The organism is Brevundimonas sp. GW456-12-10-14-LB3, assembly GCF_059424365.1.
In genome coordinates, this window is record NZ_JBWKZJ010000057.1 from 1 (window position 1) to 11,540 (window position 11,540).

Consider the following 11,540-nt stretch of genomic DNA (forward strand, 5'->3'; position numbering starts at 1 on the left):
CCCCCGCCCCCGCCCTCTTGCGGAGACGGCGGTTCCTGCGGCGGGGGCGGGGGCCACTGGTCGTCCAACACCAATGTCAATGTGAACGTCAATGTGAACGCCGGTGCGTCCGCCAACGCCGGCGCCAACGCAAACGCTGGCGCCCGGGCCTATATCAACGCCCGGGCCGGCGGCTTTGCGGGCGGTTACGGCTACGGTGGGGGCGGCGGCGCCGCCTATGTGACCGTGGACCAACCCTATCCGACCACCATTCAGGGCCTGGCCGTCGAGGGTCTGGCCCAGACGGTGCGGACGCCCTTCACCGCCTATCGCCGGATGATGAAGCGCGTGGTGATCCAGGCCGTCTGTATCGACGATCGCCAGGTGCCGCATCCCGCCTCTCAGGTGAAGCCTGACCGCGAGATCGCCGACGGCTATGAGGGCGAAATCTACCGCTGCCTGGCCGGCACCTGGCTTCAGGCGACGATCGCCGACTATGAGGGTGAGATCAAATTCGACCACGGCACGACCCTGACCTGCAACAAGCACGAGGCCCTGTGGTTCGGCGGCGAAGGTCGGCTGGAATGCCGCCCCGAAAAGCCCGAGCGCGACTGCAACGAGCGCTCCCTGCTGCGTCGCTACGGCGCCGGGGTGAAGATCCTGACGATGTATCGCGAGGAAGAATACACCGAATACCGCGAAGAGGTGCAGAGCGCGACGGTCGTCACCGGCGCCATCACCCTGGACGGCGGCGTCGGCGGCCGGGTCTTCTGAACCGGAGCTGACACGCCCCGTTCAGCCTCGGCTCAGGCGCCGCGTGCGAGATATGGGGGCGTCGACGTCTCCGTCGATGATCCTGAAAACTGCCCTGGAAAGGGCTCGGCCCCGGCTCTTTCGAACCGGGGCCGTTTTTCTTACTGGGCCAGCTTGTCCGAGACGACCTCGGCGCGCCAGGCCGTGTCCGGCTTCAGATAATGCTGCGCCAGCCGTTTCAGGTCGGCCGCTGTGACGGCTTCCAGTACCGCGATATTGTTGCGGGTCTGGTCCAGCGAGGCGGGGTCCGACTGGGCCTCGGACAACTGGGTCAGCCAATAGCCGTTGTCGGCCATGCTGCGGCGCAGACGCTCCAGCGCCGGGCGGCGGGCGCGGTTCAGTTCGTCCTCACCGATCGGATTGTCGCGCAGATCGGCGGCGATGGCGTCAACGGCGGTGAACAGTTTCGGCAGGGACTCCGGCGCCGTCTCGGCCGCCACGACCATATAGCCGTAGCCGGGGAAGACGTCGGAGGTGCTGGAGCCGGCGTTGGGCGAATAGGCCAGACCCTGCTTCTCGCGGATGTCTTCGTTGAGCCGCAGCTGCAGCACCGCCGACAGCAGGGACAGCTGACGCGAGGTGGTGCGGTCGCCGATCTGGTCCGTCGTCGGCCAGGCCACGACGCCCAGGGCCTGTTCGGCCTGGCCGGTGTGAGTCAGCCGGACCGGGGTCGCCGTGGGCGCGGGGAAGCGCCGTTCGGCCGAACCGGCCGGCGGCGTCGGCGCCGCGCCGCGGGCGGGCAGGGCGCCGAAGGTCGAGCCCACGGCCGCGATCACCGCATCCACGTCCACATCGCCGACGACGGTGATCTCGACCGGGCCGGAGGCCAGGGCGGCCTTGATCTGCTCGCGCAGCGGCTCGATCTCAACCGACTGGAACTCCTCGACCGTCGGCGTGGCGGCGCGCTTGTCGCCCCCGGCAAGGATCGCGCCGCCCTTCACCGCAAAGGCGCCGCCGGGGGTGGCCGTCAATTGCTCCAGGGTTTGGGGATAGGCCGCCTGGGCGCGCTGCAGCGGGGCGGGGCGCAGGCCCGGATCGGTCAGGAAGGCGGTCAGCACCTGAAGCTCCAGCGCCAGATCTTCAGGCCGGGTCGAGCCGCTGAAGACATAGCCGTCCTCGCCCTGGCTGACCGAGGTGTTGATCACATGACCCGCCAGGACCCGATCCGCCTCGTCCACCGTCAGCTTGCCCAGGCCCCCGGCGTTCAGCACCGTATCGGCCAGGGACAGGGGCGAGAACCGGTCTGTCGGCAGCCCCAGGGAGCCGATGCCGGTCTTGGCCCTGATCAGGATCTGATCGTCACGGAAGTCGGTCTTCTTGATGTTCAGCAGCGTGCCGTTGGGGAAGCGCACCAGCACGGCCCCCAGGTCCGACACCTCGGTGCGCGACGACGGGGCCGCCGCCGCACCGAAGTCGGCATAGGGCCATTCCAGGGCCGCCTGATCGGCCGGAGCCGCCACAGGAACCTGACGCGACGCCTCCAGGGCGGCCGTGACGGCCGCCTCGCCGCCCTCGACCGGGACCGGGCTGGTGAAGAGCACCAGCGGCCCCTGGCCTTCGAATACCGGGCGGACGGCGGCGTCTACCTGTTCAGGCGTCAGGTCGGCGACAATCCGTTCGAACTGATCCAGGCTCTGCTGGGGCGCGGTGAAGACCGTGTCGCTGTTGACGGCGTTCAGCAGGGCGCCGGCCAGGGCGGGGGTGGAGCGGGTCGCTGCGGTGGCGACGGCGTTCTGAAGCGAGGTGCGGTATTCGGTGATCTCGCGCTGAAGTTCAGGCGCGGTCACCCCGTATTGGGTCAGGCGGCGCGCCTCCTGTTCGACGGTCTCCAGGGCGCGCTTCCACTGGCCCGGGGTGAAGCTGACCGACAGGACGCCGGCGTCCAGGCTGTCGAACAGCGACTGATAGCCGGCGCCGGCGCCGAGGAAGGGCGGATTGTCGGCCCGCGCCATCTCGCCCAGCCGTCGGTTCAGCACGGCTAAGCCCAGGCTGCGGCGAATGTCCTCGGCCCGTTCGTTGAAGGTGTCGGGATCCAGATCCGGCGCCTTGATCCAGTTGATCTGGATCGACGACTGTACGCCCGGCTCCACAATGATGCTGGTCTGGGGCTGGCGCGGCTGCACCTGACCAAGGTCGGGCTCCGCGCCGTCGGCGGCCTTGGGCGTCCAGTCGGCGAAGGCGCCGCGCACCTTGGCCTCCATGGCGTCCAGGTCGAAGTCGCCCACGGCGATGAAGGTCGCCCGCGACGGGCGATAGTAGGCCTCATAGAAGTCCACGAAGCGCTCGCGCGGCGCGGTGCGGATCACCTCCAGGTCGCCGATCGGCAGGCGTTGCGACAGGCGCTGACCCGGCGCCAGGAGGGCCAGCTGGGTCTTCAGCACCCGCATCTGCGGGCTGTTGCGGCTGCGTTCCTCGCCCTCGATCACGCCGCGCTCGGCGTCGATGGAGTCCGACGCCATCAGGGCGTCGCCCATCATCTGCCGCATGACCCGCAGCGACGTATCGACCGTCTCGTCCTGGGTGTTGGGCAGCTCCAACATATAGGCGGTCTGGTCGAAGCTGGTGAAGGCGTTGGTGTCGGCGCCGAAGGCCAGGCCCAGTCGCTCCAGGATCCGCAGCATCTCATTCTCGGGGATGTCCTTGGTCCCGTTGAAGGCCATATGCTCCATGAAGTGGGCCAGCCCCTTCTGGTCGTCGCGCTCCATCAGGGAGCCCGCGTCGATCCGCAGCCGGAACGACGCCTGGCCGGGCGGGGTAGCGTTGTGCATCAGGGCGTAGCGCATTCCGTTCGGCAACAGGCCGTACCGCACCGCCGGATCGGCCGGAACGTCGCTGGCGGACTGGGCCCAAGGATCGGACGGCGCGACCTGTCCTTCCACCTGAACGGCGGCGGGGGAAGCCGCCAGAGCCAGGGCGGGAACACTGAAGGCCCCCGCAGACAGAGCCAACCCGGAGGCTGCCAGCAGCAGCAGACGACGCGCAGAACGCATGAACTCACTCCCAACGCCGCAACCCCCGACGGAGCGGCTTTTGTCCGCAGTAGGGGAGCGTGGGGGCGAGGGCAAGGCGACCTTTTGCACCGCCCGACGCCCCCTCCGGGGTCGAAGGCGCTTTGCAAGCGGTGAATTTGAAGAGGGAATCCGTTCGCGGACTAGCGCCAGCCTTCGTCGCGGGCGCGCGCCTCAGTGACGGCGTCGGCGGAGGGACCGGCGATCAGGGCATCGACCGCGCTAAGGACGGCGGCGGGGGTGTCGGACGAGGCCGTGCGGACTTCGCCGGTTGGACTCGACAGGGGCGCCAGGGCCTGGACGGTCCAGCCGTCCGACCGGCGACAGGCCAGGCCCGCCAGCCCGTCGTCTCGAGCCTGGAACGTGCGGCACCAGCGGCCCTCGCCGTCCTGGAAGGTCAGACCGACGGCCCGACCGGCGTTGTCCGCCCCCTCTGACGCGAGGCGGCGATCCAAGACCTTGACCAGATCCCTGTCGGCAAGGACGCCGTCCTCGGCGACACGGATGCCGGAGCCGCTGTTCAGGCCCGGCCCGATCAGCACCCCGGCGACGAAGGCCGCCGCAGCCAGCCCGCCCCAGATCGGCGCCTGGCGCGGCGCGAGGGCTTGGGACAACCAGGCTTTCAAACCCGCCAACGGCGCTGCGCGGACGTGGCCGCCATTGGCGATCAGGCGCGACAGATCACGGTCGCGGGGATCGACCTGGACCAGAAAGGCCGCCTGCGTCGCCGCGCGCAACCGTCGCGCCGTCGCCATCCGTTCGGCCAGGGCGGAGTCGGTCCGGGCCGCCGCTTCCAGCCGTGCGACCGCATCGGGCGCCAGTTCGCCGTCGGTCCAACGCATCAGGGTTTCATCGTCGATGTTCATCCCGTCACTCCCTGCTCGGCCAACGTCTGCATCAAGGTCTGACGGCCGCGCACCAGACGGCTGGTCAGGGTGCCGGCGGGCACGCCCAGAACCTGGGCTGCCTCGGCGTAGGACAGGCCCTCGACCAGGACGAGGGCGACCGCATGTTTCTGATCCTCGGGCAGGGCGTGGATGGCGTCGCGCACCAGCCGGGCGTCGGCGCGCAGACCTTCGTCCGCCTGGGCGGCGTCGGGCACACGGGCCGTGGCCTCGTCCTCGGGCGTCAGGACCCGGCCCCAGCGCTGGCGTGCGCGACCGTCGTCTATGGCGATCCGTCTCATGATGGTGAAGGTCCAACTGTCCAGCCGCGTGCCGGTCTTGAAACCGCGCCGCGACGCCAGGGCGCGTTCCACCGTCTGTTGCACCAAATCCTGCGCGTCTGCGTCGTGGGGGCGGAGGACGCGGGCGAATCGGCGCAGGCGCGGCAGAAGCTCCACCAGCCCCGTCTGAAAATCGTCCACGTGTCGTCCTTTTCCATGCGGGATGAAACGAACGAGCCCAGGCGTTTCATCCATGGCATATCGAGAACGGAACGCCGCCCGACGCAAGGACGAAGTGGCGCGGGGCCGGAAGGAGTGGATGATGCGGTGGAAACGGACCTTGGCGTTGATCGGCCTGGCGGCGCTGGGGCTGACGCCGCTGACCACCGCTGCACCGGCCCAGGCCCAGATCGGATCTTTGCCGGTTCCCACAATTCCGGGCGTGGGGCAAAGTATGCCGGATCGTCTGCCTGACCGTCTGACGGAGCGGCTGCCGGGTCTGGACGAGGTTGATCGCCTGGGACGCCAGGGGATCGATCAAGCCCTGAGGGCGCCGGCGCGTCTGACGCAACTCGTGCGGCGTTCCAACGGGGCGCTGGAGGCCGACCCCCAGGGCTGGCCCGTGGTGCGTGGCGAGATCGTGGCCCTGGACCTGTCGCCCGCCGCCCGCGCTCTGGCGACGAGCGCAGGTTTCACCGTTCTGCGGGAGGAGCGGCTTGAGGCTCTTGAACTGACCAGCCTGGTCCTTTCCCCGCCGCGCGGCCTGTCCCTTGCGCGGGCTGTCGCGCGTTTGAAGAGATTGGACCCACAGGCTGACGTGACCTTCAACCATATCCACGACACGGCCGGCGCCGTGTCATCGGAGGAGGGCGGGCTCGCGAAGCAATCCTCAAGCGCTGGCGGAGACGCCGGCCCTAAGCTGGGTCTGATCGACACCGGCGTCGAGGCGACCCATCCGGCCCTCGTCGGATCGCAGGTCGTGCAGCGGGGTTTCGCCGGGCCGCCGCGCATGGGCGCGCATGGCTTGGCCGTCGCCTCCTTGATGGTCGGGCGCAGCGGCCCGTTCGCTGGCGGCGCGCCGGGCGCCGATCTGCGCGTCGCCGACATCTATGGCGGCCAAGCGGAGGGCGGCTCATCGACCGCCCTGGCCCAGGCCCTGGCCTGGATGATCGAACAGAGGGTCGGGGTGGTGAACGTCAGCCTGGTCGGCCCGCGCAACGCCTTGGTCGAACGCGCGATCCAGCGGGCCCAGGCGCGGGGTCTGACGGTGGTGGCGGCGGTGGGCAATGACGGCCCGGCCGCCCCGCCGCTTTATCCCGCCGCCTATGACGGGGTGATCGGCGTCACGGCCGTGAACGCCCGCGACCAGGTTCTGCCGGAGGCGGCGCGCGGCCCCCAGGTCGCCTTCGCCGCTCCGGGCGCCGACATGGCCGCCGCGGCGCCCGCCGGCCGCTGGACCAGCGTGCGGGGAACCTCCTTCGCCGCCCCCATCGTGGCTGGACTTGTAGCGCGCCAGGGTCAGGCCGCCTTGGCGCGCAGCGCCGCCGACTTGGGGGCGCGCGGCCGCGACGCCGTCTACGGCCAGGGCTTGGTGGGCGTCGGATCTCGCGCGGCGCCGCAGACGATGGGTGCGCGCGGACGGCTGGCTCGATAAAATATCGAAGGGTCGGGATGAAATCTCGACGGCCGGTCGTTGGACACTGCGAGGGCGAGATGCCCGAGACATGCAGGAGATTGACGATGAAGAAGACCCTGATGACCGCGACCGTCGCTTTCGGCCTGGCTCTGGCCGGCGCATCGCAAGCTCAGGTCCTGGGCGGTTCCGGCGGCCTGACCGGTGGTTTGGCCGGCGGCCTGGGCGGCCAGGTCGGAAGCATGACCGGCGGCCAGATCGGTGGCGCCGGCTCTCTGACCGGAGGCGTGTCGGGCGCGATCGACGGTTCGCGCATTCGTGACGGCGTCGCCTCGACCACCAATCAGACCCTGACCCGCGCCGAGCGCCGCGCTCAGCAGGCTCAGGCCCGCGCCGCCGCAACCGCCGAACGCAACCGCGCCAGGGCTGAGAATGCTGCGGTGAACACCCGTGACCGCGTCGCTTCGACCGCCGCCTCCACCCAGGGGCGGGCCCAAGGCGCGCTGAACGGAACCGTCAACGGCGTCGCCAACGCTGCGAGCCCCGCCCAAGGCGAAGGCCAAGCTCAGGGTTCGGCCCTGTTGAACAGCGCCCTGTCCAGCAGCGGCGGCTCCGCCTCGGGCTCGGGGCAAGGCCAGGCCCAGACCCAAACACCCACGCGCCGCGCCTCAGCTGACGCTGACGCCAATGGGTCGGCGTCTGCGAACCGCAACGGCGCCTCGGCCTCGGTCGGCGTTTCGGCTGGCGGCAGCGTTCGTCCGAACTGAGTTGACGACCGATAGATGTTAAGAAGGGCCCCGTCGGTTCAGCCGGCGGGGCCCTTTTGGCGAGAAGCCTGATCTCGGACCTTATGCGCTCAACCGCCCGGTCGGCTGACGTAGAAGGTCGCGCTGTTGCCCACGGCGGTGGCGCCGACGACGGCGGCGCGGCCGGCGCCGATCGTCGCACTGGTCGTGGCGGTGACATTGGCGTCATTGGTCTGGCTGTTCGTCACGTGAACCTCGCCGCCGCACTGGGAACAGGCGTACCCCGTCACGCTGTTGCCGACGGCTTCGGCACCGACATAGGCGTCATAGCCGCTGACGCCCGTATAGGTCGCGGTCGCCTCGACCCCGCCGGTGTTCAGCTGGGTGTTGTCCAGCTCCAGATATATGTCCTGGTTGCCGGCGACGGTCTCGTTGGCCACTGCGCGGGCGGCGACGGTGGTCTGACCTTGTAGATTGGTCTGGGCCTGGGCGACGGCGCGGATCCGGCCTTGGTTGGTCTGGTCGGTCGTTGCGACCAAGGAGCCGCCGGCGTTCGACAGGACGATCCGGTTGCCCCCGGCGCCGGCCCGGGCGGCCAGGTTCCAGGCGTTGTCGACATAGACGTCGGTACGGGCCTCGATGGTCGACGGGGCGTTGGCCTGGCGCACCGTCAAATCCTGGTGCGAGGCGCCGTCGGTCGAGGCCTGGACCAGGTTGGCTGCCGCATGGGCAGAAAATTCGGCAGGGGCGGGGATGTATTGAACATCGGCGACGGTCTCGGCCAGGACGGGGGTTTGAGCTGACTGGTCTAGGGCGCCGGTGATCGAGGCGGACGATCCGCTGAGCGCGATATGATTGGCCGCCGCCGTGGTGGCGACGGCGGCGCCGTCTTCGATATGGGCGGTCGGCGCCCGCACGGCGGTGCGGGCCGTGACGGACGGACCCGTCATGGTCTGGCGCGCGGTCAGGTCGGCGGCCGCCTGATCGACGCCTCCGACCAGAAGATTGCCCGCAACGTCATTGGTCACCTGAAGCTGGCCCACGGCGACGTCCAGGTTCACCGCGCCGGTGACCTCGCCGGTCATCGTCTGGGTGCTGGTGCAGGTGGAGCCGGTCTGGGCGTCGCAGACCGGCGCTTGCTGGGCCCTCGTCTCAGTAGCGAGAGCGGCGAACGTCGCCGTCGCGGCGATCATGCCAGCGAGACGGATCGGCGCGAGTCTGGCCATTGTTCGTCTCCGTAGTGGGATAGGCCGGATAATAGCCGCCGGTCGGACCGACGGTGGAATCGCCGAGCGGGTCGTTGGCGGCGTTGAGGCAGATTTCGGGGCCGGGGGCGCCGTAAAGATTGGCCATGAACTCGACCGTGGCCCGTTCGACCAGGGCGCGGACGGCCAGCTGCACCGGCTCCATCCCGCCGGACCCGGCCGAGATGTCGAAGACATTGCCGTTCAGGAAGTCGAACACGCCCGCCGAGATCTCGCGGCCGATGATTTGCTTTTGATAGGAGACCACGTCCACGACCTCCAGGGTCGTGGTCTGAACCAGCCGAAGATCCATGGCGATGTTCATCACATAGGTGCGGTGGGTGGCGATGCCGGAACCGGGCCGGTCGCTGTCCACCTCGCCCACGGCGGCGTCGAATCCGCCCGAGCGGATGTTGTAGTTTACCTCGGTGATGCCGCCGACGATGTAGAAGTCCGAGCCCGGCACCTGGCCGGCCAGGATGCGGCGGTACTGGGTGTCTTCCGGCCCCTGGGCTTCGGGCGTGGCGTCGCCGATCAGCTTGTTGTTGGCGTAGCGCAGCTCAAGCTCCGACACCGAGGTGTCGTACCGCTCAACAATCCGCGCGCCGGCCTTGGCGAGGGCCGAGTTGGCCATCAGCGAGGCGCCGCCGGTGATCTGACGCCCGCCGTCGGAGGAGACGGTGCCCGTATAGTCGCTGATCCGCCCCACGGCCATGCGCGGCGAGGGCAGATTATAGCGGCGGGCGTAGTCGGCCAGGCAGTAGAGGGCGGTCGAATAGGGGGTCGGGTTGGCGGTGACCGGCGCATTGCCGATCGGCGTCGCATACTGGCCCGATGGCCCTGCGACCGGACTGACGCAGCCGGCCAGCAGCAGGGCGGCCGCAATCGACGCAGCGCCGGTGCGAATGAAGACAGGTCGGCTCATGGCAGGGTGAGGCTTCCGTTCAGAGCCGTGCCGGCGGTGACGTCGCCGTTGTTGGTCTGTTTCGAATTGACGATGACGGTGTTGTGGCTGCCCTGAACCACCACGTTCAGTTGATTGCCGACGGCGGTCGAGCCGCCGATGGCCGCGCCCCCGCTGCTCGATGCGCCGGCGCCGGCATAGGCCGAGGCTACGCCGCCGGATTGGCTGGAATAGGAGGAGGCGCCGGACTGGATCAGACCGTTGACGATGATGCGGTTGCCGTTGGCGTCGCGTGTCGAGCCGGTCGCTGCAGCCTGGGTGGCGCTTCGCGCCGCCCCATAGCCTTGTTGAAAGCGCGCCACGCCGGCCGAGCCCGTGGTCTGGGCGGCCGCCAGCGTCGGGACCGCCAGGACGACCGCAAGCGCCATCGTCAGGGGGGCGATCGGCCTCTGGACCGGCATGGGGACTCCTTGCGCGTCGACGAACCAAGGGATCGAACCGCGATCCACCCGCTAAACTGGGTTAAGGTTATTAAGAAGCGCTTGAGATCGGCGAAATCGTCACCCATTGAAAACCATGTCCGAACCTGACGATCGATTCGACGGCCCCCCGCATTCAGATCCGCCCAAATCAGAGGCTGTATTCAACGCGCCCCTGTCGGTGGTCGTGGTCGCCCTGTCCATGCCGGTGCTGTTCTTCTTTCAGCGCCAATTGCCCGACATGGGCGCCAGCATGGCCTTTGCGCCGATCGACCTGCAGAACGGCCGTTGGGGCGGGCTGTTCACCGCCATGCTGCTGCACGGTGGATGGGCCCACGCCCTGATGAATGCGGTCGGCGCCCTGGCCTTCGGCGCGCCGGTCGCGCGGCTTTTTGGCGAACGCTTCGGATCGAGCGTCTTTCTGCTCTTCTATATAGGGTGTGGCGTCATCGCGGCCCTGGGCTACGGGCTGGTGCATTGGGGATCTTCCGATCCGATGGTGGGAGCGTCGGGCGCCGTCTTTGGGCTGATCGGCGGGGCGACCCGACTGATGGGAGCGCCACAGGGCTGGAGGGGCGGCAGAGTCCTCAGCCTGTTGGACCGGCGTGTGATCGCGGCTTCCATCGCCTGGATGGCGGTCAACGCCGTGACCGGCCTGATCGGCTATGCCCCCGGCGCCGACGGCGCGCGAATCGCCTGGGAGGCCCATGCCTTCGGCTTCTTCGCCGGCCTTTTGGCGATCGGACCCCTGGGACGCGCTTTCGGAACGACGTCGCACGCGGGACGCTCAGGCGGCGCCGATTCGGCCATTTGATTCCCCGGCGTCCCTGAGCGATCATCGGTCCGAGCGGCCCTGTCGCCATCCCGGCCCTGCGGTCGTCTCCTAACAGAGAGAAGGAGCCGCGATGTTCGTCGCCGAGATCCTCAAGACCAAGGGAAACGCCGTCTATTCCATTACCGCCGATGTGACGGTGGCCGAGGCGTGTCAGGCGTTGGACGCCAAACGTGTAGGCGCTCTGGTGGTCCAGAACGGAGACGCCGTCGTGGGCGTCTTTTCGGAACGGGATGTGGTCAAGGCCGTGGCGGCCGACGGTCCAAACGCCCTCGCCCGACCCGTTCAGGACTATATGACCGCCAAGGTCATCTTCGCCCAGCCGCGCGAGAGCCTGTCGACCGTCATGAGTCGGATGACGGACCGGCGGATCCGCCATCTGCCGGTGCTGGACGGAGAGACCCTGGTCGGCGTCGTCTCGATCGGCGACCTCGTCAAACGCCAGATCGAAGAACACGCCCGCGAGGCCGAAAGCCTCAAGACCTATATAGCGGCGGGCTAAGCGGCGGGGCTGCGGCTCGACCGACCGAGAGTCGGTGAGAATCTTTCCTCCGCCTTCAGAATCCGGTTGCGGTGTAAAATGGCGGCCCGTATAGGGCTGCCTCGCTCGGAGACGGGCCGGCCTTTGAGGGTCTGGGAGTTGCGGCTTCCGGGTTTTCGGGGGGAGTTGAGGGGTTGAAAAACTTCTTGCTTTCCTGGGTTGGTTTCAATAGGTTCCGCGCTCCAATCGAATCGCC

At 68.8% G+C, this 11,540-nt stretch carries 11 protein-coding genes; 5 read left to right on the forward strand and 6 right to left on the reverse strand.

The features are described from left to right. A partial coding sequence (locus AC07XS_RS15190; RefSeq protein WP_321208172.1) for a hypothetical protein occupies positions 1-753 on the forward strand: 753 nt, incomplete at its 5' end. Positions 754-893: 140 nt separating this feature from the next. Here the strand turns inward: AC07XS_RS15190 and AC07XS_RS15195 are convergent. The 3 genes from AC07XS_RS15195 to AC07XS_RS15205 all read right to left on the reverse strand — a co-directional run bounded on the left by AC07XS_RS15195 (position 894) and on the right by AC07XS_RS15205 (position 5,166). Beyond that, positions 894-3,782 carry an insulinase family protein gene (locus AC07XS_RS15195; RefSeq protein WP_182715109.1) on the reverse strand — a complete coding sequence of 963 codons (2,889 nt, stop codon included), beginning with the start codon at positions 3,780-3,782 and terminating at the stop codon, positions 894-896. Between the two features lie 161 nt (positions 3,783-3,943). Beyond that, the gene (locus tag AC07XS_RS15200; RefSeq protein ID WP_182715110.1) at positions 3,944-4,666 is read right to left on the reverse strand and encodes an anti-sigma factor family protein; all 723 of its coding nucleotides are present in this window, start codon (positions 4,664-4,666) and stop codon (positions 3,944-3,946) included. After that, positions 4,663-5,166: an RNA polymerase sigma factor gene (locus tag AC07XS_RS15205; RefSeq protein ID WP_321208173.1), complete on the reverse strand. Its 504-nt coding sequence runs from the start codon at positions 5,164-5,166 to the stop codon at positions 4,663-4,665. The genes AC07XS_RS15200 and AC07XS_RS15205 overlap by 4 nt, the downstream gene beginning before the upstream one ends. Before the next feature lie 52 nt (positions 5,167-5,218). Between AC07XS_RS15205 and AC07XS_RS15210 the strand changes: the two genes are divergently transcribed. Both AC07XS_RS15210 and AC07XS_RS15215 read left to right on the forward strand, forming a co-directional pair. Then, the gene (locus AC07XS_RS15210; protein ID WP_321208174.1) at positions 5,219-6,619 is read left to right on the forward strand and encodes a S8 family serine peptidase; all 1,401 of its coding nucleotides are present in this window, start codon (positions 5,219-5,221) and stop codon (positions 6,617-6,619) included. Between the two features lie 86 nt (positions 6,620-6,705). Continuing rightward, positions 6,706-7,365, forward strand: coding sequence for a hypothetical protein (locus AC07XS_RS15215; RefSeq protein WP_182715112.1), 660 nt, complete (start codon positions 6,706-6,708; stop codon positions 7,363-7,365). Positions 7,366-7,454: 89 nt separating this feature from the next. Here the strand turns inward: AC07XS_RS15215 and hfaD are convergent, their stop codons facing one another. Genes hfaD through hfaA form a run of 3 tightly spaced genes read right to left on the reverse strand, consistent with a single transcriptional unit; the run spans position 7,455 to position 9,953 of the window. Beyond that, complete coding sequence (hfaD, locus tag AC07XS_RS15220; protein WP_321208175.1) at positions 7,455-8,570, reverse strand: holdfast anchor protein HfaD; 1,116 nt, start codon at positions 8,568-8,570, stop codon at positions 7,455-7,457. Further along, entirely contained in the window at positions 8,497-9,513 is a 1,017-nt protein-coding gene (gene hfaB, locus AC07XS_RS15225) for a holdfast anchoring protein HfaB (RefSeq protein WP_182715113.1), read from the reverse strand. The genes hfaD and hfaB overlap by 74 nt, the downstream gene beginning before the upstream one ends. Further along, positions 9,510-9,953, reverse strand: a complete 444-nt coding sequence (hfaA, locus tag AC07XS_RS15230) for a holdfast anchoring protein HfaA (RefSeq protein ID WP_152949709.1) — start codon at positions 9,951-9,953, stop codon at positions 9,510-9,512. Before hfaA ends, hfaB begins: the two co-directional genes overlap by 4 nt. A gap of 115 nt (positions 9,954-10,068) precedes the next feature. Between hfaA and AC07XS_RS15235 the strand changes: the two genes are divergently transcribed. Together AC07XS_RS15235 and AC07XS_RS15240 are read left to right on the forward strand one after the other, a co-directional pair. Next, positions 10,069-10,785, forward strand: coding sequence for a rhomboid family intramembrane serine protease (locus AC07XS_RS15235; protein WP_182715114.1), 717 nt, complete (start codon positions 10,069-10,071; stop codon positions 10,783-10,785). A gap of 91 nt (positions 10,786-10,876) precedes the next feature. Then, positions 10,877-11,305, forward strand: coding sequence for a CBS domain-containing protein (locus AC07XS_RS15240; protein ID WP_182715115.1), 429 nt, complete (start codon positions 10,877-10,879; stop codon positions 11,303-11,305). Positions 11,306-11,540: the final 235 nt, after the last annotated feature.